Source organism: Frondihabitans sp. Leaf304 (assembly GCF_001423105.1).
In the GTDB taxonomy this organism is placed as follows: domain Bacteria; phylum Actinomycetota; class Actinomycetes; order Actinomycetales; family Microbacteriaceae; genus Frondihabitans.
Window position 1 is genome coordinate 615040 of record NZ_LMNV01000002.1, and the last position, 22120, is coordinate 637159.

Genomic DNA, 22120 nt, shown 5'->3' on the forward strand with positions numbered 1-22120 from the left:
CGCGGCGCTGGGGCTTACGGTGTGGCCGGGTCGGAGAACGTGTGCTCGTAAGTCTGCCCGTTAGCGGTCACTCTGATATCGAGGCTCGGCGCAAGGAGACCCCCTCCGTCGACCGTGCAGGAGTTCGCGCCGCTCACCGCATCCTGCCAGTCGCCGCCGACACAGCGGAATTCGAGCTTGCTGTAGCCGGGGTTCGCAGCCGGGTCGTAGTTGAACGCGTAGCTGCCGGTGAGAGTGAGGTCTGTCGGCCCCGTGTAGGTCGCTCCGACATCGGTGCTGACGGGTGTGGCCGAATTGCTCGTTCCGGCGGGCCCGCACACTGTCGCAGCGGCATCGCGGCAGCCGCGAACGGTATAGGTCTGAGGCGACCCGTACACACTTCGATCTTGAGAGCTGGTCAGCTGGTCTCCGCGCTGCACGGTCGTCCAGACGCCCGAGCTCCGCACCTGGTAAAGCACGGCCGTTCCGCTGGCGACAGACAGATCGCCGACTGTGACATCGGAGAAGACCGAAGTCGTGCTGGGCGCTACGGCGATTGACGCCGAGGCTTGCCCCGGAGCCGCCAGGCTCTGCACGCCGTCCGACTTCGCCGCCGAGCAGAAGTAGCCGTTGTCGGCGTAGACGAAGTACGTGTACGACTTGCCGTCCGACGCGTTGGAGTCGACGTACGACGTCGCCTGCAGCGAATTCGAGATCGCGCCGGGCTTGCTGGTGGCACTGCACGCGGGGGTCGAGGATCCGGCGGCATCGCGCCCCACCACGTAGTTCACGGCGCTGCCCCCGTTGCTCCCCGCGGCCGTCCAGCTCACCGTGATCGCGCCGTTTCGGTCGCTCGACGCGGTGATGCCGGTGACCGGCGCGGGCGTGCCCACGGGTGAGCCCGTGACCGCGCCGCTGCGAGCCCAGTCGTCGGAGCTATCGACCTCCGCGGCGTTCTTGGCGTACACCTGCACCGAATACTGCGCACCCGGGGTGAGCCCGCCGATCGTGGTCGAGGTCGATGAAGCGGGTACGGTCTGCGATCCGGGGGCACCGTCGCCGGCGATCTCGACCACGTAGCTGGCGACAGACGTGCCTCGGGCCGGTTTCGGCACGGCATTCCACGCGATCACGAGCGCACCCGGAGTGGTCGACGACGGGGTGACTGTCACCCCGGTCGGGGCCGAGGGGACGAAGTCGGCGCTGTACGCCGAGCTCAGGGCACTCGGTTGCGACGCTCCGACGGCGTTGATCGCCTGGACGGAGAACTGGTAGCGCACGCCGGGCTCGAGGTCGGTGAGCGTGCACAGGGTGGAGGTCCCGCAGTCTTTGACGTAGGTCGCCGAGCCCGAGGTGCCCGTGAGCCGGTACGACGTGATCGCGGAGTTGTTGGCCACCGACGCCTGGTAGGTGAGCGTCAGTTCGCCGCCCACGAAGGTACCCGAGCGCGTGGGTGCCGCCGGTGCGTCCGGGATGTCCTGCACAGAGATCGTGACATTGCCCCAGACGTACCGGGACGGATCGCCTGTGACGTCAGCGATCTGGTACTGCAGGTTCGAGTTCGTCGGCCTCGCTGACGCGGACACCGTGACGGTCAGGCGGCTCTTGTCGGCGGAAGGCTTCACCGACACCCCCTTCGGCAGGGAGCTGCCGCCGAGGCCGCGGATCGCGATCACGCGCAGCGCCTGACCCGGGAACGGGTTCGCGGCCCGATCGTTGGCGAGGACGTCGACGACCGTTGTCGAACCGCGCTTGACGATCGCGGTGTCGGCGGCGGCGATCGCCAACGGCCTCGTCGAACGGACGACCGTCATCGAGACGGATCCGGCCTGCGCAGCCGACGTGCGGTCTCGAACGGTGACGCCGATCCGGCCCGTGTCGCCCGTTTCGGCACTCGAGGTCGCCGAGACGGTGAGGTTCGAGCCGGTCAGCTCCACCCGGAAGCCGGGCACGCTCGACGTGGTGAGGGCGTAGCGGAGCTGCCCGAGGTCGTTCGGGTAGTTGTAGGTGGTGAGACGTCGGAGGTCGAGAGTGCGAGACTCCCCCGGCTCGAGATCGATCGATGAGGCCTGGAAGACCGGCGGCTGATTCTGCCTGGCAGTGACCGTGATGGGCAGCACGAGCGTCGCGACGTGACCGTTCGGGTCGTCAGCCGAGGTGCCGTCGGTGACCTGGAACGAGATCGACGCCTGGCCGAAGAAGCCAGCGGCCGAGGTGAATCGAAGCCGACTCGGGCCGACCACGAGCTTCGCTCCGTCGGAGTGCGTCGCCCGAACGGTGCTGCTGTCGGTCACCCGGACCCCGTTGGATCCCGTTGCCACGACGTGGTCGTTGAGGTCGATGTCGAGGGTGGCGCCGCTGACCACGGAGAGCCCGGGCGCCGTCTCGTCGATCTGTGGGAGCGTCTCGTCGGAGCCCGGCACGCGGATGAACGCGTAGGTGGTGATGCGCGAGTCGTCGGGATGAGAGACGGCGAAGGGGATGATCTGGCTTTGGGCGGTGACGGTGACCCGGATCCTTTTGTTGGAAAGAACCCTCGCCGTGTCTCCGTACCCGTCGACGAGGCGCAGGCCGAGGCTCGAGACGCTGCCGTCGGCGAAGAACACGTTCGCGAGCACGTCGACGTCGACTGTCGTACGACCCAGCACATCTTTGAGAGTAAGCACGCTGTCGGCCGCTTCGGGGTAGTTGAGCTCGGCCCGGGGGTCGACCTTGACCGTGATGAAGTTCGAGCTGCTACCCCCGCTGGCATTCGCCACCGTGTAGACGAGCCCATAGGTGTTCGTCTTGGCGGGCGGCGTGACCCGCACCACGCCGTCGGCGAGGATCGTCGCCTTCACGGACGTGTCGTTCGGGCGAACCGCCGTGACCCGCAGCGCCTGCCCATCGGGGTCGGAGTCGTTGGCCAAGACCCGCACCAGAATGCTTCCGCCCGGCCGCATGGTGACTGCGTCGGCCACTGCGATCGGGTCTTTCGATCCCTGGGCGCGCGGGGCGATGCCGATGCGCACTGTGCCGGTCGCCCGAGCACCGAGCCCGTCAACGACCGTGTACGTGAAGGTGTCGGTGCCAGCCGAGTAGCTCCCCGCCTGGTATTCGATGTCGCCGGCTCCGACGCTCGACACGCTGCCCTTCTGCGGGTTCGAGTCGACGCCGAGCAGCTGAACGGAGTCGCCGTCGGGGTCGATGTTGTCGAGGGGCACCTGCACCCGCACGGTCTGCCCCGCCACGACCCGTGCCGTCACGGTCTGCGGAACCGGCGCCTGGTTGGTGGAGCGGTCGGATTCGCGAACCGAGATGCTGACCTGAGCCGTCGCCCTCTGACCGTCGGGTCCGTCGACGGCATACTCGGCCGTGAAGTTTCCTGGTGTGGTGGGCGCGAGGTACCGCAGTTGCTCCCCCGACACGAACAGCAGCCCTCCCCCCGACGAGACGTTCGAGACGAGTTTCGGCTCGAGCACGATGTCTTCGCCGTCGGGCTGCTCGTCGTTGGCGAGGACGTCGATGTCGACCGCTTGGCCGGCGCGGGCGGTGACCTGGTCGTTGGTCGCGATCGGCGGCTGGAGTTGCGACGGCTTCGGGATCTCGACCACGGTGACGGTGCCCGTCGACGACGCGAGCCCGTTCGAGACCGTGTAGGTGAACGAGACGGGGGCCTCGATGGGCTGCGCCAGCGTGATCCGGAGGTAGCGCTGCTCGAGGGTCTGCACCTGGACTCCCGACGCGGTCGCCGGAGCATCGACGGCCGTGACCATGAGCACGTTGCCCGCCGGGTCGATGTCGGTCGCCGTGATGTCGACCGACTGCGAGCTGAGCGTCTGCACGAAGACGGTCTTCGGTGTCGTGATCGGAGCCGTGTTCGGGTCGGGAGGGCTGCGGACGTCGACCCGGATCGTGCCGGTGGCGGTCTTCTGACCGTCTGTCACTGTGTACTCGAGCTGGTGCGAGCCCACGTTGCCCGAGACGAAGGTGAACGTGCCCGTCGAGTAGCTCGGCGTGATGGTCACGCCCGATTTCGCGGGGACGCTGTTCAGCTTGATCGCGCCGGAACCGCCGGAGGCGTAGCGGAGCGGATTGATGGTGGTCGTGCGGTTCTCGTCGGCCTGGACGGAGAACGACTCGGCGCGGAGGGGCGTGGCGCCAGGGGCGTCGACGGTGATCTGCAGGGTTCCACGGCCGGTCGAGCGGCCATCCGAGAGCGAGAGCACGATCTCTTGGGTCGACGGCCCGTCGCCGGCATCCTGGTAGACGACCTCGCCGGTCGGCTTGAACGTGACCGTGCCCCCGTCGCCACCCGACGCGCCGGTCAAGTAGAACGGATCGCCATCCGGGTCGACGAACGATCCCAGAGTGTCGACCGTCACCCGCCCCGACGACGAGACGACGTCGCGGAGAGCCCGCACCTGCTTGGGAGCGCCGTTGAGGGCATCGCCGTGGATTCCGACCGTCACCCGCGCCGTCGAGGTGCCACCGCGGCCGTCCGAGATCGTGTAGTCGAACGTCACCGATCCGGTCGCCCCCGCGGGGAGCGTCAGCATGATCTGCTGCCGGTTCGACACGACCTGCACTGTCGCGCCTGCCGACGTGGGATCGGTCACCGAGTCGATCGAGATCGGATCGCCGTTGGGGTCGTAGTCGTTGAGAAGCACCGGAAGCAGGGTGGCTCGCCCAGCCCGGGCACCGAGGTTGTCGGCAGTCGCCACGGGAGGCTTCTGCTGCACCTCGAGCTTCTCTTTGTCGTCGGTGACGGGTGTCTCGTCGTTCTGCTGGTCGCGCTGATCGTCGATCAGGTCGCCCCAGTTGTCGATGAGCTGACCGTCCCGCTGAATCGCCCACGCCCGTCCCCCGGCCGTGTCGTTGAGCACGACCCGAGAACCCGTGACGGCGAAGGCCAGCGCCGCCGACGACGGCACCGAGGCCAGCTCGGTCACGCCAGTAGCGGCCGCCCCTGCACCCGGGCAGTCGGTCCACGACGCGCCGTCGGTCCATGCGGCGTAGGAACAGCCGCCGACGACGACCGGTCGAGCCGGTGTTCCCGATCGATCGGCGACCCGATTCGTCACCGTGCCACCGAACGACACCGAGACGAGGCCCGAAGAGCCCGCGACCAAGATCGAGGATCCGGCATCCGCCGATCGCTGCAGCGTCGCCCGGCCTGTTATCTCGCCGGAGAGCTCCACTGGGCGACCGTCAACCACGAGCGTCTTGGTGGTCCGGTCGAGAACCGCCCAGTGGGATCCGACGGTCGCGACCTGGAAAGCATCGCGCTTGGGCAGACTCAGGCGCGCACGGTCGGTGACCCCGAACCGGGTGACCGACGAGACGATGGAGAGCTCGCCGGTATCGGCCGAGTAGGCGGAGAGACGGCCGGCGGGGCTCATGCCCGTCGTCACGGTCGACCCGAGGCTGAGCTCGGCCTGGGTCTGCGCGTCGAATGAGGCCAGAGTGTCGACCGGTGTCGTCCAGAACTGTCCGGTCTTCTGCGAGAGAACGACTGCCGTGTCGCCCGCCATCAGCACGTCGGGAGAGTCGGGAGGAAGGGGCACGGTCTGACCGAGTTCGGCCGTGGCCGTGTCGACCACGCCGACCGTGGCGTCGCTCCGGTTCACCAGCAAGACATTCTGGGGATCTTGCACCACGGAGATGTCGGAGCTACTCGAACGGACGGCCGAGTTCAGCTCGAGCACACCGGGATTGGCCCGCCCGACGGCCGAGAGCGACTGGTTCGTCACCCAGACGGTTCCGTCGTCGAGGTTGAGCTTTTGGGCTTGGTAGCCGGGGCTCGTCAGGCCGATGGTGGCTGCCACGGCCGCCAGAAGCACCACGCCCAGACCGGTCGCGGTAAACGATCGGTGAGTCGACAGATAGGAGAGGAGCCGCCTCACCCGGTCTCCTCCGGCGAAGCGCACTTCTCGGCGCTGACCTGCCCGGGTTTGCCCTCGCGGGTGACGGTGACCGTGATGCAGACCTGTTGACCGGAGTCGACGGGCGCGAGGAACGTCGAGGAGGTTTGGGTGCTCGAGTCGGTGCCCTGCGTGACGAGGTACGAGTCGCCGCTCCGGATGCCCGGATCCGCCCAGCTGAATTCGATCGACGATCCCTTGGTCGTCGCCTGGATGTCGCTGACCCGTGGAATGTCGGTTGACGTCGATCGCACGAGGAAGAGCGTGGCGACGCCCCCGAGGGCGATGAGCACGGCCGCCGCCGCGATGACGCCCCACCACACGTACTGGCGACGCCGTACCGGCCCGGCCGGGCGCGTGCCCGTCGACCGGGGAATGGCATTCGAGTTGCGCACCCCGGTGTCGAGCGTGCGCGAAACGGGTGTTGACGAGGCAGCGGGTCGACGACGTCGCCGTCGATTCGACGAGCCCGAGGTCGGCGTCTCGGAGCCGCGCACCCGGGTGCGGTCTTCGAGATCGGCGACGGTGGCCAGTGCCCAATCGTCGACCGCCACCTCGATCGCGGTCTGGGCGACTCCGATCTCGGATTCGACCTGCTGGAACTCCCGGATCAGCTCCAGAATCGAACCCTGGCGGTTTTCGGGTCGGTGCGAGAGCGCTCGCGCGAGTGTCGCCTCCAGCCCGGACGGCACGTCCGTTCGGCCGATCGCCTGGAATCGACCCTTCTCGATTCGAGCCATGAGGTCGCTCGAGGTGTTCGATCCCCCCATCACCTCGAACGGGCTGCGACCGGCGAGAAGCGAGTACACCGTGGCACCGAGCGACCAGACCTCCGAAGCGATCGTGCCCGAGCTGTCGTCACGCAAGACCTCCGGGGCCGACCACGGGATCGACAGCCCCACGACCTCGCTCGGTTCGCTCTCGCCGAGCGAGGCGGCGATGCCGAAGTCGGAGAGCACGGGATGGCCGTAGGCGGTCATCAGGATGTTCGACGGCTTCACGTCGCGATGCAGAACACCCTGCCGATGGGCCGTCTCGAGGGCGCTGCCGATTTTGACGGCAATGCGGAGGACGTCGGCGACGGGGATGCGCTCGCGCCGATAGCGCTCGCTCAACGACGACGAGCAGAGCTCCATCACGAGATACGGACGCCCATCGGCCGACACACTCGCCTGGTAGACGGTGAGGATGGAGGGGTGAGCGCTCAGCTGCGCCATCAGATTGGCCTCGGCCTGGAACATCTGACGAACCTGGTCGTTGACGACCTCGCTCAGCATGACCTTGACAGCGACCTGACGCCTCGGCATGTTCTGCTCATACAGGAACACATCGGCGAAACCACCCGAGCCGAGCACGTGCATGTGCGAGAAACCCGGGAGAACCGGGGGTTGAGAAGGGAGGCGTCGTGCCATGTCGCCCCCTCCTCGAGTGCGTGCGGATCAGCATTCGCAGGGCGTTGGGTGCGCCCTGTTTTCTCCGCCCGGGGCTGATGCTCTGCAAGCCCCGACGAATTGCCGATGTCCGTCATTGTAAGCGGAGCCGCCGACACCCCTCTCGTCTCGGGGGTGCATCTGGGGACAACCGGGGACACCCCATTTCGGGGGGTGCCGGGCACTGAGAGCCGACGTGGCCCGCCGCGAATCAGTTGCGGGGCAGCTGTCCCGTGGGAACGGTCGCCTCGATGTCACCCGGGTGCTCGGCACCGCGCACGTCGACGACCACGGCCGTCACGTTGTCGCGCCCGCCCGCCTCGACGGCCGCCGAGACGAGAGCCTGAGCAGCCGCGTTCGACTCGGGGTTCGCATCGAGCAGCGTGGCGATCGCTCGCGGGTTCAACTCTTTGGTGAGACCGTCAGAGCAGACCAGGATCCGAAGCCCCGGCCGGGCAGGGACTCTCCAGTAGTCGGGGCTCGGCTCCGCCCCGAAGCCGATCGCCTTGGTGATCACATTGCTGTCGGGGTGATTCTCGGCGTCATCGGGGTGCAGCATGCCCGCCTGGACCATCTCCTGCACTACAGAGTGATCGACGGTGACCTGGCGGAGCACACCGGAATCGAGCATGTAGACGCGCGAGTCGCCGACGTTGAAGATGGTGAAGAACGCCCCCTCGCCCTCCCGCGTGAGAATCGCTCCCGTGACCGTGGTGCCCACACCCAGCTCGGTGCCGATGGCGGCGATCTCGATGTCGTCGGTCGCTGTGCGAAGGGCTTCTTCAAGGGCCTCGGTGTCGAAGAAATCACCGTCGGCGGCCTGGTCGAGACGGGTGACGACCGCGTCACTCGCAACGTCGCCGGCGCTGTGCCCGCCCATCCCGTCGGCGACCACGAAGAGCGGTGCCCGGGCGATGAAGCTGTCTTCGTTGTGGGCGCGACGCTTACCGACGTCGGTAGCGCCCGCCCAGTCGAGCACGACGGTCGACCCCTCGTCGAAGCGAATGCTGTGGGCGGTCGTCGGGCGGCCGATCTCTGTCACGGAGTGAAGTCTTCCTGAGGAGTGATGCGCGTACTGGGCAGGATCTCGAGACGGTTACCGTCTCCGATATCAATTGTGGTGCCGACGAGCACGACGATCGACTCGCCTTGCCGAAGAGCGACCGGATGCCGCCCCGGAATGGTCACACGCGTTCCGTTGGTCGAGCGGAGGTCGGTGACCACGACGGCACTGCCCTCCTGCCTGATCTCGACGTGAGTGGACGAGACTTCGCGCCGGGGCGACGGAGCGGTCAGCAGCACCGGCGTGACTCCCCGGACCACCCGGGGCGCAGAAGGACGACGACCCACTATTACCGGGGCAGTGAGCTCCACCGCCTCGGAGCCGAGCCGAACGCGATGAAATCGCTGGGGGCTGAGCATCGCCACGGGCCCTCCTCGATCGACCGCCGGTCGGCGGATGGGATCACGCTACCAATGGTCGACAGTCCCGGTTCTCCCGGCTCTTTCGTCGCCCCTTGTCAGGCCTGTGGAAAGCGCCCCCGCGGTTGCTGCGCTTCCTTCTAGCGTCGCCCCATGCAGAAAACACGCCTCTTTCCCACCTCCTTCGTCCGCTACGACTCCCCCGTTGGGGCCTTTGGCATCCACACCCGATCCGGCAGCATCATCCGCGTCGACATCGCCCGAGGCGGCGTCCTCCCCGGAGAGGGTCTCGACGAGTGCCCCACCGCTCTCCACGACGAGGCGCGTCGGCAGTTCGACGACTACTTCGCGGGCAAGCGAGATCGATTCGACCTCCCGCTTCTGCAGATCGGCACTCCGTTTCAAGACGAGGTCTGGGGCGCACTCCTCCGCGTCGCGTGCGGTGAGACCATCAGCTACGGAGAGCTCGGCCACCGTGTGGGCCGTGAGAACGGCGCCCGTGCAGTCGGCGGCGCCATCAGCGCCAACCGCATCGCCATCCTCATCCCGTGCCACCGTGTCGTGGGTTCCGATGGTCGAATCACCGGCTACACACCCGGCGAGGGCATCGAGACGAAACGCTGGCTTCTCCGACACGAGCAGGAGGCATTCGCCTGACGCGTTCCCGGTCGCCGTGCCCACGCCGGCACGACCGTCACGAGTGTTGCGCTCTCTCGGAGAAGGCCCCGAGGATCCCACTGGTCACCCGCGAAGGACGGACTCCGACACGATCTCGAGCTCAGCGCCCGAAGTGTCGACGACGATGCCGTCATCTCGTGCCCACCCCACGAAATCCTCGATCGACTCGAGCGAAGGGCGCGAAGCCAGGAGTCGTGCAACGAGCACGCCCTTGGTCTTCTTGTTGAAATGGTTGAGCGCGCGCCGCCGACCGCCATCGTCGGACACGATCCGAACGAAGGCACTGCCGGCGGGTGCCGGGCCGAGCTCGGCGTAGCCCTCGCTGCGGAGGTCGATGACCGGTCTTCCGGCATCCGCCAGCACCCGAGCAACCGCGCGTGACCAATGGGCCTTCAGCGCAACTCCCGGCAGGCGGGAGTCATGAGAGAGGCGATACGCCGGAATGGGGTCGGTCGCCCCCACCAGGCCAAAAAGGGCGGAATGAATGGCGAGGTGCTCGCCAGCCCAGGCCCATGCCTCCGGCGGAAGCTCCGACGCACCAATGGGATCGTAGGCGACTCCGGTGTACCTCTCGAGGGCCCGCAGGGTGGGTGACTTCTTCACGAGACGGTTGCGCTCGACCTCGGTCGCGAGACGAGGGCCGATCTTCAGAGCCGCCATGGTCGCCTCGGGGTCGCGGCTCAGGCGATGCAGCGCAGCCGTGACCGATCGCCGCTGCCGGTCGAGACCGGGAAAAGACAGCGCTGTGAAGTCGAGAACGGAGTCGGGTGATCCTCCGTCTCGTTTCGTCTCGGACGGGGGCAGAAGAAAGAGGAGGGGCATCAGCATCTCGAAAGCAGGCGACGACTCGCCGTCGCACAACACGTGGGCATAGGTGAGGAGACGGGGCAACCGACCCCGGACAGACGAAAGCCCGGGCGGGAAGTGCAGAGTGCACTGCCCGCCCGGGCTTTTACGGCTGGGTTGGAACGATCAGACCAGCGACGCGTTCCGGGCGACGATCGTGACCGTGTCGTTCTCCACAGAGAGGAACCCGTCTTCGGCCGTAGCCTCGACCGTGGCACCACTTGCCTGGCGGACGCGAACCTGCCCGGAAGCAAGGATCGCCAGAACCGGCTCGTGACCCGGAAGGATACCGATCTCGCCCTCGGTGGTGCGAGCCGTGACCTGCGCGGCTTCGCCCGTCCAGATCTGCTGATCCGCCGAAACGACGTTCACTGTGAGAGCGGCCATGATCAGCCGTTCTCCTTCTGGATCTGTGCCCACTTCTCTTCGACGTCAGAAATGGAACCGACGTTGAAGAATGCCTGCGTTGCGACATGGTCGAACTCGCCGTTGGCGATAGCGGTGAACGACTCGATCGTGTCTTTCAGCGGCACAGTCGAACCCTCGACACCGGTGAACTTCTTCGCCATGTAGGTGTTCTGCGAGAGGAACTGCTGGATGCGGCGCGCACGCGAAACGGTGATCTTGTCTTCTTCGGAGAGCTCGTCGACACCGAGGATCGCGATGATCTCCTGGAGCTCTTTGTTCTTCTGAAGGATCGCCTTGACGCGGATGGCCGTGTTGTAGTGGTCCTCGCCCAGGTACCGCGGGTCGAGAATGCGGCTTGTCGAAGACAGCGGGTCGACGGCCGGGTAGAGACCCTGAGACGCGATTTCGCGCGACAGTTCGGTCGTTGCGTCGAGGTGAGCGAACGTCGTCGCCGGAGCCGGGTCGGTGTAGTCGTCGGCAGGAACGTAGATCGCCTGCAGAGAGGTGATCGAGTGACCGCGGGTCGAGGTGATGCGCTCCTGGAGCACACCCATCTCGTCGGCGAGGTTCGGCTGGTAACCAACGGCCGACGGCATACGGCCGAGCAGCGTGGAGACCTCGGAGCCCGCCTGAGTGAAGCGGAAGATGTTGTCGATGAAGAGCAACACGTCTTGCTTCTGCACGTCGCGGAAGTATTCCGCCATCGTCAGCGCCGACAGGGCCACGCGAAGACGCGTTCCCGGCGGCTCGTCCATCTGGCCGAAGACGAGGGCGGTCTTGTCGAAGACGCCCGCCTCTTCCATTTCCATGATGAGGTCGTTGCCCTCACGGGTGCGCTCACCGACACCGGCGAAGACCGAGACACCACCGTGATCCTGCGCAACGCGCTGGATCATCTCTTGGATGAGGACGGTCTTTCCGACGCCCGCACCGCCGAAGAGGCCGATCTTTCCACCCTGAACGTAAGGCGTGAGGAGGTCGATGACCTTGATACCGGTCTCGAACAGCTGAGTCTTCGACTCGAGCTGATCGAAAGCCGGCGGCTGACGGTGGATCGGCCAGCGCTCGGTGATCTCCACGGTCTCGCCGGGGGCACCGTTGAGGATGTCGCCGGTGACGTTGAAGACCTTGCCCTTGGTGACGTCTCCGACCGGGACCGAGATCGGTGCTCCGGTGTCGGTGACCTCCTGGCCGCGGACGAGTCCGTCGGTCGGCTTCAGGGCAATGGCGCGGACCAGGTCGTCGCCGAGGTGCTGTGCGACCTCGAGGACGAGGTCGACGTGCTGGTCACCGATGGTGATCGACGTCTTGAGCGCGTTGTAGACGCCGGGGATGGCATCGTGCGGGAACTCGATGTCGACGACAGGACCGGTGACGCGGGCGATACGCCCGACACCGGGAGCCTTGTCGGCCTCGACTGGCGCGGTGGCGATGTCAGTCATTTTTCTCTCTTCTCATTGCCTCTGTGGAAGGCAGGCTACTTGGCCGAGCTCAGGGCGTCTGCGCCGCCCACGATCTCGGAGATCTGCTGCGTGATCTCGCTCTGGCGCGCATTGTTGGCAAGACGCGTGTAATCGCGGATCAGGGTGTCGGCGTTGTCGCTCGCGGACTTCATCGCCTTCTGGCGAGCGGCGTGCTCGGAAGCGGCCGACTGCAGCATCGCGTTGAACAGGCGACTCTCGATGTACACCGGGAGGAGCGCGTCGAGGACGTTCTCCGCATCGGGCTCGAACTCGTAGAGAGGCAGAATCGCGTTCTCTTCGGGCTCTTCGACACCCTCGACCACTTCGAGAGGCAGGAGTCGGACGACCTCGGGGGTCTGCGTCACCATGCTCACGAAGCGGTTGTAAACGACGTGGATCTCGTCGACGCCGCCTTCGGCCGAGTCGGTCAAGAACTTGGAGACGACGGCGTCGCCGATCTCCTTGGCCGTCGAGAACTGGGGCTGGTCGGTGTTGCCCGTCCATCCCTGCTCGGCGTCACGCTGGCGGAAGGCGAAGTAGCTGGCCGCCTTCCGACCCACGAGGTAGTAGACGACCTCCTTGCCCTGGCTCCGGAGCAACGTGGCCAATTCTTCGCCCGCCTTCAGCACGTTCGACGAGAAGGCCCCGTTGAGGCCTCGGTCGGAGGTGAAGAGGACGATGGCGGCTCGGTCGATGGACTCGGGCTCGGTGGTCAGCACGTGGTCGACGTTCGAGAACGTCGCCACGGCTGACACGGCGCGGGTGACCGCACGCGAATAGGGACCGGACGCGACCATGCGCGCCTGGGCCTTCTGGATCCGCGAGGCCGAGATGAGCTCCATCGCCCGGGTGACCTTTTTGGTCGTCTGGGCAGAGCGAATGCGCTGTCGGTAGACCCGAAGTTGCGCTCCCATGTGTCTCCTGTTGGTGTCGTGTGAGGAAAAGGTCGGTCAGCCGCTAGCGCGACTTGACGATCTTCTCCTGGTTGACGTCTTCGGCGTCTGTGGCCGTGAACTCTTCGCGTCCGACCGAGGCGAGAGGCTTGCCCTCGCCGGTCTGGAACTCCTTCTTGAAGGAGTCGATCGAGGAGTCGAGCTCGGCGACGATCTCGTCGGAGAGGACGTTCTTCTCGCGAAGGGTCGTCAGGACATCGCCGTTGCGGTCGAGGTAGTCGTGCAGCTCAGCCTCGAAGCGCAGGATGTCGGCGACGGGAACTTCGTCGAGCTTTCCGTTGGTACCGGCCCAGATCGAGACGACCTGCTTCTCGACGGGGAACGGCGAGTACTGGGGCTGCTTGAGCAGCTCGGTCAGGCGAGCACCACGAGCGAGCTGGCGGCGGCTGGCCTGATCGAGGTCGGAAGCGAACATGGCGAAGGCCTCGAGCGAGCGGTACTGGGCCAGCTCGAGCTTCAGCGTGCCAGATACCTTCTTGATCGACTTGACCTGAGCGTCACCGCCGACTCGCGAGACCGAGATTCCGACGTCGACAGCAGGGCGCTGGTTGGCGTTGAAGAGGTCGGACTGCAGGAAGATCTGGCCGTCGGTGATCGAGATCACGTTGGTCGGGATGTACGCCGAGACGTCGTTCGCCTTGGTCTCGATGATGGGAAGACCCGTCATCGAGCCGGCGCCGAGCTCGTCGGACAGCTTCGCGCAACGCTCGAGTAGACGAGAGTGCAGGTAGAAGACGTCACCCGGGTAAGCCTCGCGTCCCGGCGGGCGGCGAAGCAGCAGCGAAACGGCACGGTAGGCCTCAGCCTGCTTCGACAGGTCGTCGAAGACGATGAGGACGTGCTTGCCCTCGTACATCCACTGCTGACCGATGGCCGAGCCGGTGTAAGGAGCGAGGTACTTGAAGCCGGCGGGGTCGGAAGCCGGGGACGCGACGATCGTCGTGTACTCCATGGCTCCGGCATCTTCGAGGGCGCCCTTGACCGAAGCGATCGTGGAACCCTTCTGACCGATGGCGACGTACACGCAGCGAACCTGCTTGTTGGTGTCGCCGGACTCCCAGTTGGCCTTCTGGTTGATGATCGTGTCGATCGCGATGGCCGTTTTGCCGGTCTGGCGGTCACCGATGATGAGCTGACGCTGGCCACGGCCGATCGGGATCATGGCGTCGATTGCCTTGATACCGGTCTGCATGGGCTCGTGCACCGACTTGCGCTGCATGACACCGGGAGCCTGGAGCTCGAGGGCACGACGGCCCGAGGTCTCGATCTCGCCGAGACCGTCGATCGGGTTTCCGAGGGGGTCGACGACGCGACCGAGGTAGCCCTCGCCCACGGGAACAGAGAGGACCTCACCCGTGCGGGTGACCTCCATGCCCTCTTCGATGCCGCTGAACTCGCCGAGGACGATGACACCGATCTCGTCTTCGTCAAGGTTCTGGGCGAGGCCCAGAACGCCGTTGTCGAAGCGGATGAGTTCGTTGGCCATGACGCCGGGGAGACCCTCGACGTGGGCGATACCGTCGGCGGCGTCGATGACGTGTCCGACCTCGGTTGTTGACGTCTGCGAGGGCTCGTACGCCGAGACGAAGTCTTTGAGGGCGTCGCGAATCTCATCAGGGCTGATCTTGATGTCTGCCATTGGGATTCCTTTGTCGTTATGTCTTGTCACAGTAACCGAGGCACTCGCCTCGAGTCGGTGGGTCAGCCCGCTGGTGTGTGCGGCGAGCCGTTGCGTCGGTGGTGTCTAGCCGGCCAGCTGCAGTCGGAGATCGCTGAGACGCGTCGAGACGGTCCCGTCGATGACCTCGTCGCCGACCTGCACCCGAAGTCCGCCCAGAATGGACGGGTCGATGACCAGATTGACTCGAAGGTTACGACCGAACTGCCGGGCGAGACCGGCTTCGAGTCGGGTCACTTGCTCCTGAGCGATGGGTGCTGCGCTCGTGACGACTGCCACGAGTTCATCGGACTGGTCGGCCACGATGGCGCTCGCGTTGCGGATGAGCTCGCCGATCCGGCGGCCACGAGGCTGCTGGACGAGCTGCGAGACGATCGAGATCGTCTGCTGCGAGGCCTTGCCGGCGAGGAGCCGCTCGACGAGACCCGACTTCGCGGGCCCGTCGCTCAACTTGGTGCCGACAGCCAGTTCGAGCCCGGCGTCAGAGGCGACGACCTCGCCGAAGGCGAACAACTCACCCTCGATCGAAAGACCGACAGGCGCGCTCTTCGCGATCGTCCGGATGCCGATCTCTTCGATGCCGGCGAGCAGGTCGCCGTGAGACGACCAGCGGCTGCCGACGATCGAGGTGAGAAGCGCGCGGGCCGACTGCGTGAACTCTCCGAACACTCGATCGAGGAACGCCTTCTTGCCGACCACGTCTTCAGCCGGATCGGCCAGGTAGGCGAGAAGTTTCGAGGAGCCGCCGATGATGCGACCCGCATTGAGCAACTGCTCACCCGTGGTGAGGTCTGCCGCGTCGCCGAGGTCGGCGAGCACGCCTCGCGCGGACGCAAGTGCCTCTCTCGACATCGAACCCACGGTTACTTGCCTGCCTTTGACTGTTCGTCGGCCTCGAGGTCGGCCAGGAAGCGGTCGACGATGGCCGAGGCCTTGGCGTCGTCGCTGAGGCTCTCGCCGATGACACCGGAAGCCAGGTCGATCGCGAGCGATCCGACCTCGCTTCGCAGCGAGACCAGAGCGCTCTGACGCTCTGCCTCGATCTGCGCGGTCGCATTCGCCGTGATGCGGTCGGCATCGGTCTGCGCCTGAGCCTTCACATCGTTGGCGATACGGGTCGCGTCGGTGCGCGCCTGCTCGCGGATCTTGGCAGCCTCGGAGCGGGCGTCGGCCAGCTGCTTGTTGTACTCCTCGAGGGCGGCAGCCGCTTCAGCCTGAGCGTTCTCGGCCTTCTTGATGCCGCCTTCGATGACCTCGGCACGCTCGTCGAGCGTCGCCTTCATGCGAGGAAGCACGAGGCGCCAGAAGATCAGGAGGATCGCGATGAAGCACACAGCACCCCAAACGAGGTCGGGTGTCGCGGGCAGCAACGGGTTGTGTTCCTCACCCGCCGCAACGATCATTTGTGCGCTGTTCATGCGTCTTCCTTAGTTGGTGAAGATGAAGTACGTAGCGATACCGATGAACGCCAGTGCCTCGGTGAAGGCGATACCGATGTACATGAGCACCGTGAGGCGACCCTGCAGCTCGGGCTGGCGGGCGACCGACTCGATGGTCTTGCCGACGACGATACCGACGCCGATGGCGGGGCCGATTGCCGCGAGGCCATAACCGACCGTCGCGATGTTTCCGCTGATCTCAGCAAGAACGGTTGTTGCGTCCACGTGTGTTTCCTTCCGTGATGGCGGCTTGGGCGGATGCCCGGGCCGTTATTAGTGTTCGTCGTTCAGAGCGAGCTGAACGTAAACAGCGGTGAGCAGCGAGAAGACGTAGGCCTGAAGAACAGCCACGAGGATCTCGAACAGGGTGAAGACGAAGCCGAAGGCGATCGTGCCGATTCCGAAGAGGGCGAACAGGTTGCCCGACTCGAAGAAGAAGAACGACGTCGCCGTGAAGAAGAGGACGAGGAGAAGGTGCCCGACGACCATGTTCATCAGGAGCCGGAGAGTCAGCGTGATCGGCCGAAGCACGAACGTCGAGACGAGCTCGATCGGGAACACGATGATGTAGAGCGGCCACGGCACACCAGGCGGGAACAGCGCGTTGCGCAGGAACGTACCCGGGTGCTTCTTGAGACCCGCATAGATGAAAGCGACATACGCGACGACTGCGAGGATCAGCGGAATGCCGATGACGGACGTGCCAGCGATGTTGAACCCGGGAATGATGCCCGTGAGGTTCATGAACAGCACCATGAAGAAGATTGTCGTCAGCAACGGCAGGAAGCGACGGCCGTCTTTCTTGCCTAGCAGATCTTCGGCGACGTTGACTCGGACGAGGTCGAGACCCATCTCGACGACGCTCTGGAAGCGACCGGGCACGAGCTTCATGCGCCGGGTGCCGATCCAGAAGATCAGGAAGAGGACGATGACGACGAAGAATCGTGCCAGCGTGATGCGGGTGATCTCGAAAGGAGTGCCCTCGAAGAGAAGGACCGACGGAAAGAATTCGTCGATCGATGGGCCCTGGAAACCTCCGCTGCTATCACTCGCTGCGGCGAGAGGATGCAACAGGGTGATGGCGTTAGCTAACAGCGCTATCTCCTGATTCGGGACGCGGACACTCGGCGCCGAACGAAACCACGGCGCGACCGACGAGCCAATTAAGACAACGCCTGTCGTGCAACAGCCCCGCCCGCCACCGCGAGACGCGGCGATGATCTGTGGGGAAGCGACCCTTCGGCACTAAACAGGCCGGGGACACGAACAAGTTCAGCCTATCAACAGATTGGCCGCCAGACGAACCATTCCGGGCCGTCACGCCGCTTATTTGTCGGAATTTGCGTCTCGTGCACCGGGAAGCTGGATGTCACTCACGTACGGCAGCCTCGATCGCATCACGACGACGACATCGACGACGAGCGAGCCCACCACGCCGGCGACCAGGGCGAAGAACAGCACGTAGCGGTCAACCCACACGGCATCTTTCAACAGCACTACCAGAACGATGAAGATGATGAACTTGAGCAGCCATCCGCCGAGCACGATGCCGAAGAACGCTCCACTGATCATGTTGCCGCCCGACGCCTTGAACGCGAGCAAAATGCTTGCGGCCGTCATTCCGGTGAAGAGCAGCGCCAGGCCGGTGCCGACCAGGGCGCCGGCCACACCGGTCGGACCCACGGTGAGGCCGCCGACGAGGCAGCCGATGACGGCGATGGCCAGAGCCAGCAACGCACCGTAGCGAAGAATCCTGGTGTAGATCCGGTTGTTCTCGGGGTTCATGCGTGCCGTTCTGTCTCGGTGGGGCGGGCTGGTTCTGCTGGCCGCGAGGCGGGGGCTCCTGTGGGAGTCGAAGGCGAGGCGCCAGTCGTACTCGAATCACGGGGCGCGTTCGAAGACGGCTCGACGGCGCTCAGGCCGAGAGCTGATCCCGGCTTGGGCGTCCGGTGCGACGACACGGTGCCGCGCAAGCCCTCGACTGCGGAGCGCTCTTCGGCGGCCGTCGGCTTCGGCGCGCCGACCACGGAGCGACCGGCCTGATCGAGGGCGTCGAAGCGCTCGACTCCGGCATCGGCGGCGCTGGCGGAGGGGGCGCTCTGAACGGCGATCTCGACCCGCTTGCGGCGGCTGAGGGGCGACAGGGTGAGGGCCGCGCACACGACGAGCCCCACCACCAGGAAGATGATCACCCAGTTCGTCGGGATCGGGAAGTAGAACAGCAGGCAGCCGATCGAGACGACGGCCGTCCAGCCGTAGAGGATCAGCACGGCGTGGAAGTGCGAGTGCCCCATGTCGAGCAGGCGGTGGTGGAGGTGCTTGCGGTCGGCGCTGAACGGCGATTTACCGGCACTGACCCGCCGAAGCACGGCGAGGCCGAAGTCGAGCAGCGGCACGATGAGGATCGCGAACGGCAGGACGATCGGGATGAACGCCGGGAGGAGCGTGCTGCGGTCGGTCGTCGTCGGGTCGATGTTGCCCGTGACCGAGATCGCACTGACGGCCATCAGAAGGCCGGTCAGGAGCGCGCCGGCGTCGCCCATGAACATGCGTGCCGGGTGCCAGTTCAGCGGGAGGAAGCCCACCGCGGCCCCGATCAGCACCGCCGACACGAGAGCTGCGAGGTTGAAGTACTCCACGCCCTCGGTGCCGCTCGCGAGGACGAAGCTGTAGATGAAGAACACGCCGTTGGCGATGATCGTGACACCCGCCACCAGGCCGTCGAGACCGTCGATGAAGTTGACGGCGTTCATCACCAGAACGACGGCCAAAACGGTCAGGATCAGCGACATGTAGCTCGAACCGACCGTGCGACCGCCGATCGGCAGGGAGACGAGAGCCACGCCCTGCCAGGCCAGCACACCCGCCGCGATGATCTGGGCCGCGAGCTTGGTCATCCAGTCGAGGTCGTAGAGGTCGTCGATGACGCCGACGACCACGATGATGAAGGCGGCAGCCAAGATGGCGAGGATGTGGCCGGGCTCCGAGAAGACGAGACGGAAGTAGTCGACTCCCGATATCAACGGGAAGATGAACCACGCCGACAGCAGGGCCACGACGACGCCGATGAACATCGCCACTCCCCCGAGCCGAGGCGTGGGGTTCGTGTGCACGTCGCGGTCGCGGATCTTGGGGGCCAGCTTGTACTTCGTGCCGAGGCGCCAGGCGAGCACCGAGAAGGCGAAGCTGACGACGGCTGAGACGGCCGCGGCCAGCAGGTAGTACCTCATCGCGCGAGCCTCAGACGACCACGTCGTCGCCTACGACGCGACGGATCTCGTCGTCGGAGATGACCCCGTGACGGACAATGCGCAGCACCCCGTCAGCTGCGGCCGTCGCATCGACGATGGTCGACCCGCTGTTCGCCCCGGGACGGGGCTCGTACGCCGTGCCCGCCGTGCCGCCGTCGAGATAGACCTCGACGCTGTCGCCGAGCATCTCGAGGGCATCCATCGCGCTCATGGCGGCGGGTTTGCCGGTCAGGTTCGCACTCGACACGGCCAGCGGGCCGGTCTCTTCGAGCAGTTCGAGCAGAAGCTTGTTGTCGGGCTGACGGAGGGCGACAGTGCCCCGTGTCTCGCCGAGATCCCACGCCAGCGATGGTTGAGCGCGCAGGATCACGGACAGCCCACCGGGCCAGAACTCGTCGAGGAGCGGTCTGATCAGGTCGGGAACGCTCTCGGCGAGGGCGGCGAGGGTCTCTTGCGACTTCACGAGCACGGGTGGCGGCGACTGGCGCGTGCGGCCCTTCGCATCGAGCAGGCGCTGAACGGCCTCGGGATCGAATGCGTCGCAGGCGATGCCGTACACGGTGTCGGTCGGCACGACGACGAGCTCACCGCGCCCGAGTGCGGCGCGCGCCAAGCGCATACCGGTGAGGAGTTCTGCGTCGCTCGCGCAGTCGTAGAGGGAGGCCATGACTCACCGATTGTAGTGCGACGCCCTGAGGGGTCTCGACGCCGCGCCCGCAGGATCCGACGGCTCAGCGAGTCGCGGTCGTCGCCCGGTCGCGACGCGTCAGGTCTTCATGCGTCGAGGGTCCGCGCCAGCCGTCGTGCGCGAGCAGCTCCCGGATCGCCGCCCCCTGCTCTTCGCCGTGCTCGATCACGAGCGTCCCGCCCGGCACGAGGAGTGCGAGTGCCCGCTGCGAGAGCGCCCTCACGAGGTCGAGGCCGTCTTCTCCTCCGTAGAGCGCGAGGGCCGGATCGAACAGGCGCACCTCGGGGTCGCGCGGGATCATCCCGGTCGGGATGTAGGGCGGGTTCGACACGACGACCGAGACGGTGCCGTCGAGCTCGGGGAGGGCATCGGTCATGTCGCCGAGCACGAGGGTGACGTTCGCTCCGGTCGATTCGATGTTGCGGCGCGTCCAGACGGCGGCTTCGGGCGAGAGCTCGACGGCGTACACCCGCGACCGGGGCACCCCGGTGGCCAGGGCCAGAGCGAGCGCACCGCTTCCGGTACCGAGGTCGACCGCGATCGGCGACTCGTCGGCTCGGGCGTCGAGCGCGTCGATGGCTATCTGCGCCACGCCCTCGGTCTCGGGTCGCGGGACGAACACCCCGGGGCCCACGTGCAACTCGAGTGAGCGGAACGGCGCGAGTCCGGTGAGGTGCTGGAGCGGCTCACGCTCGGCTCGGCGCGCGACAAGCTCGTCGAAGCGAAGGCCGAGAGATTCGTCGAGGACTCCCCCGGTGATCGCCTTCACCGCGACCTCGCCGCGGCCGATGTCGAGCACGTGCGCAAGCAGCAACTCGACATCGACGGCCGGGTCGGGCACGCCGCCGGCCACGAGGATCCTGCGCCCCTCGTCGAGAGCGTCAGCGATCGACCGCGTCACTCGCCCGTGTCGCCGATGTCGGCGAGTCGCGCCTCTTCGTCGGCATGGATGCACGACTCGATGACCGGCTCGAGAGCGCCGTCCATCACGGCGTCGAGGTTGTACGACTTGTAGCCGGTGCGGTGGTCGGCGATGCGGTTCTCGGGGAAGTTGTACGTGCGAATGCGCTCGGAGCGGTCCATGCCGCGGATCTGGCTCTTGCGCGCGTCGGAGGCGACCGCAGCCTGCTCCTCGGCCTGACGAGCCAGGATGCGCGCACGGAGCACCCGCATTCCGGCCTCGCGGTTCTGCAGCTGCGACTTCTCGTTCTGCATGGCCACGACGATGCCGGTCGGGAGGTGGGTGATGCGCACGGCGGAGTCGGTCGTGTTGACTGACTGGCCGCCCGGCCCCGACGAGCGGTACACGTCGATCTTGAGGTCGTTCTGGTTGATCTCGACCTCTTCGGGCTCGTCGACCTCGGGGAACACCAGCACGCCGGTGGTCGAGGTGTGGATGCGCCCCTGCGACTCGGTGGCGGGCACGCGCTGGACCCGGTGCACGCCGCCCTCGTACTTCAGGTGCGCCCAGACGCCCTGTGCCGGGTCGGAGGAATTCGACTTGATCGCCACCTGGACGTTCTTGTAGCCGCCCAGGTCGGATTCGTCGCGGTCTAGCAGCTCGGTCTTCCAGCCCTTCGACTCGGCGTAGTGCGAGTACATGCGCAGGAGGTCGGCCGCGAACAGCGCGCTCTCGGCTCCGCCCTCGCCGCCCTTGATCTCCATGATCACGTCGCGCCCGTCGTCGGGGTCGCGCGGGATCAGCAGACGGCGCAGCTTCTCTTGGGCGAGGTCGAGCGTCTCTTCGAGTGCGGGCACCTCGTCGGCAAACGCCGCGTCTTCACCCGCGAGTTCGCGCGCGGCCTCGAGGTCGTCTTCTCCCTGCTTCCACGCCGAGTAGGCAGCCACAATGCGGCTGAGCTCGGCGTAGCGGCGGTTGATCTTCTTGGCTCGGGCCGCATCCGCGTGGACTGCAGGGTCAGAGAGCTGAACCTGCAGTTCGTCGTGCTCAGCCAGTAGCACGCTTACCGACTCGAACATGA

19 protein-coding genes are annotated in these 22120 nt (G+C 66.2%); 1 reads left to right on the forward strand and 18 read right to left on the reverse strand.

Annotated elements, in window-relative coordinates; genetic code table 11:
- Nucleotides 1-14: 14 nt before the first annotated feature.
- The 4 genes from ASF54_RS02715 to ASF54_RS02730 all read right to left on the reverse strand — a co-directional run bounded on the left by ASF54_RS02715 (nt 15) and on the right by ASF54_RS02730 (nt 8734).
- A complete protein-coding gene (locus ASF54_RS02715) occupies nt 15-5864 on the reverse strand; it encodes an Ig-like domain-containing protein (protein WP_157509989.1) in 5850 nt (1949 codons plus the stop codon).
- Nucleotides 5861-7294 (reverse strand): serine/threonine-protein kinase, encoded by a 1434-nt coding sequence (locus ASF54_RS02720; protein ID WP_055958523.1) that lies wholly within the window; start codon nt 7292-7294, stop codon nt 5861-5863. Before ASF54_RS02720 ends, ASF54_RS02715 begins: the two co-directional genes overlap by 4 nt.
- Nucleotides 7295-7523: 229 nt before the next feature.
- Nucleotides 7524-8354 carry a PP2C family protein-serine/threonine phosphatase gene (locus ASF54_RS02725; RefSeq protein WP_055958526.1) on the reverse strand — a complete coding sequence of 277 codons (831 nt, stop codon included), beginning with the start codon at nt 8352-8354 and terminating at the stop codon, nt 7524-7526.
- Nucleotides 8351-8734, reverse strand: a complete 384-nt coding sequence (locus tag ASF54_RS02730) for an FHA domain-containing protein (protein ID WP_084816120.1) — start codon at nt 8732-8734, stop codon at nt 8351-8353. Before ASF54_RS02730 ends, ASF54_RS02725 begins: the two co-directional genes overlap by 4 nt.
- Before the next feature lie 153 nt (nt 8735-8887).
- Between ASF54_RS02730 and ASF54_RS02735 the strand changes: the two genes are divergently transcribed.
- A complete protein-coding gene (locus ASF54_RS02735; RefSeq protein WP_084815893.1) occupies nt 8888-9391 on the forward strand; it encodes a methylated-DNA--[protein]-cysteine S-methyltransferase in 504 nt (167 codons plus the stop codon).
- A gap of 84 nt (nt 9392-9475) precedes the next feature.
- On the opposite strand, the gene ASF54_RS02740 is transcribed toward ASF54_RS02735, so the two are convergent.
- From ASF54_RS02740 to prfA, 14 genes are all read right to left on the reverse strand, one after another.
- Entirely contained in the window at nt 9476-10234 is a 759-nt protein-coding gene (locus ASF54_RS02740) for a YaaA family protein (protein ID WP_055961913.1), read from the reverse strand.
- A 150-nt stretch (nt 10235-10384) separates the two neighbouring features.
- Complete coding sequence (locus ASF54_RS02745) at nt 10385-10645, reverse strand: F0F1 ATP synthase subunit epsilon (RefSeq protein WP_055958533.1); 261 nt, start codon at nt 10643-10645, stop codon at nt 10385-10387.
- 2 nt (nt 10646-10647) lie between these two features.
- Nucleotides 10648-12108, reverse strand: a complete 1461-nt coding sequence (gene atpD / locus ASF54_RS02750; RefSeq protein ID WP_055958535.1) for a F0F1 ATP synthase subunit beta — start codon at nt 12106-12108, stop codon at nt 10648-10650.
- A gap of 35 nt (nt 12109-12143) precedes the next feature.
- Nucleotides 12144-13043, reverse strand: a complete 900-nt coding sequence (locus tag ASF54_RS02755) for a F0F1 ATP synthase subunit gamma (protein ID WP_055958539.1) — start codon at nt 13041-13043, stop codon at nt 12144-12146.
- Between the two features lie 43 nt (nt 13044-13086).
- Nucleotides 13087-14721: a F0F1 ATP synthase subunit alpha gene (atpA, locus tag ASF54_RS02760; RefSeq protein WP_055958542.1), complete on the reverse strand. Its 1635-nt coding sequence runs from the start codon at nt 14719-14721 to the stop codon at nt 13087-13089.
- 105 nt (nt 14722-14826) lie between these two features.
- Entirely contained in the window at nt 14827-15621 is a 795-nt protein-coding gene (locus ASF54_RS02765; RefSeq protein WP_055958543.1) for a F0F1 ATP synthase subunit delta, read from the reverse strand.
- A gap of 2 nt (nt 15622-15623) precedes the next feature.
- Nucleotides 15624-16178: a F0F1 ATP synthase subunit B gene (locus ASF54_RS02770; protein WP_055958545.1), complete on the reverse strand. Its 555-nt coding sequence runs from the start codon at nt 16176-16178 to the stop codon at nt 15624-15626.
- A 9-nt stretch (nt 16179-16187) separates the two neighbouring features.
- Nucleotides 16188-16424 carry an ATP synthase F0 subunit C gene (atpE, locus tag ASF54_RS02775; RefSeq protein ID WP_055958547.1) on the reverse strand — a complete coding sequence of 79 codons (237 nt, stop codon included), beginning with the start codon at nt 16422-16424 and terminating at the stop codon, nt 16188-16190.
- A 48-nt stretch (nt 16425-16472) separates the two neighbouring features.
- Nucleotides 16473-17273, reverse strand: coding sequence for a F0F1 ATP synthase subunit A (atpB, locus tag ASF54_RS02780; RefSeq protein WP_370544456.1), 801 nt, complete (start codon nt 17271-17273; stop codon nt 16473-16475).
- A gap of 252 nt (nt 17274-17525) precedes the next feature.
- Nucleotides 17526-17984 carry a hypothetical protein gene (locus tag ASF54_RS02785; RefSeq protein WP_199726233.1) on the reverse strand — a complete coding sequence of 153 codons (459 nt, stop codon included), beginning with the start codon at nt 17982-17984 and terminating at the stop codon, nt 17526-17528.
- A complete protein-coding gene (locus ASF54_RS02790) occupies nt 17981-19429 on the reverse strand; it encodes an MraY family glycosyltransferase (protein WP_235480913.1) in 1449 nt (482 codons plus the stop codon). Before ASF54_RS02790 ends, ASF54_RS02785 begins: the two co-directional genes overlap by 4 nt.
- Before the next feature lie 10 nt (nt 19430-19439).
- Nucleotides 19440-20117, reverse strand: a complete 678-nt coding sequence (locus tag ASF54_RS02795; protein WP_055958550.1) for an L-threonylcarbamoyladenylate synthase — start codon at nt 20115-20117, stop codon at nt 19440-19442.
- Between the two features lie 64 nt (nt 20118-20181).
- Nucleotides 20182-21039, reverse strand: coding sequence for a peptide chain release factor N(5)-glutamine methyltransferase (gene prmC / locus ASF54_RS02800; RefSeq protein ID WP_055958552.1), 858 nt, complete (start codon nt 21037-21039; stop codon nt 20182-20184).
- On the reverse strand, nt 21036-22118 hold the full coding sequence (gene prfA, locus ASF54_RS02805) for a peptide chain release factor 1 (protein ID WP_055958554.1): 1083 nt from the start codon (nt 22116-22118) through the stop codon (nt 21036-21038). The genes prmC and prfA overlap by 4 nt, the downstream gene beginning before the upstream one ends.
- Nucleotides 22119-22120 lie beyond the last annotated feature (2 nt).

Excerpts from the sequence above, each read along its gene's own strand:
- ASF54_RS02720 (WP_055958523.1), bottom strand. The coding sequence starts at position 7,294 with ATGGCACGACGCCTCCCTTCTCAACCCCCGGTTCTCCCGGGTTTCTCG.
- ASF54_RS02730 (WP_084816120.1), bottom strand. The coding sequence starts at position 8,734 with ATGCTCAGCCCCCAGCGATTTCATCGCGTTCGGCTCGGCTCCGAGGCG.
- ASF54_RS02735 (WP_084815893.1), top strand. The coding sequence starts at position 8,888 with ATGCAGAAAACACGCCTCTTTCCCACCTCCTTCGTCCGCTACGACTCC.
- ASF54_RS02740 (WP_055961913.1), bottom strand. The coding sequence starts at position 10,234 with ATGCCCCTCCTCTTTCTTCTGCCCCCGTCCGAGACGAAACGAGACGGA.
- ASF54_RS02745 (WP_055958533.1), bottom strand. The coding sequence starts at position 10,645 with ATGGCCGCTCTCACAGTGAACGTCGTTTCGGCGGATCAGCAGATCTGG.
- atpD (WP_055958535.1), bottom strand. The coding sequence starts at position 12,108 with ATGACTGACATCGCCACCGCGCCAGTCGAGGCCGACAAGGCTCCCGGT.
- ASF54_RS02755 (WP_055958539.1), bottom strand. The coding sequence starts at position 13,043 with ATGGGAGCGCAACTTCGGGTCTACCGACAGCGCATTCGCTCTGCCCAG.
- atpA (WP_055958542.1), bottom strand. The coding sequence starts at position 14,721 with ATGGCAGACATCAAGATCAGCCCTGATGAGATTCGCGACGCCCTCAAA.
- ASF54_RS02770 (WP_055958545.1), bottom strand. The coding sequence starts at position 16,178 with ATGAACAGCGCACAAATGATCGTTGCGGCGGGTGAGGAACACAACCCG.
- ASF54_RS02785 (WP_199726233.1), bottom strand. The coding sequence starts at position 17,984 with ATGAACCCCGAGAACAACCGGATCTACACCAGGATTCTTCGCTACGGT.
- ASF54_RS02790 (WP_235480913.1), bottom strand. The coding sequence starts at position 19,429 with ATGAGGTACTACCTGCTGGCCGCGGCCGTCTCAGCCGTCGTCAGCTTC.
- ASF54_RS02795 (WP_055958550.1), bottom strand. The coding sequence starts at position 20,117 with ATGGCCTCCCTCTACGACTGCGCGAGCGACGCAGAACTCCTCACCGGT.
- prfA (WP_055958554.1), bottom strand. The coding sequence starts at position 22,118 with ATGTTCGAGTCGGTAAGCGTGCTACTGGCTGAGCACGACGAACTGCAG.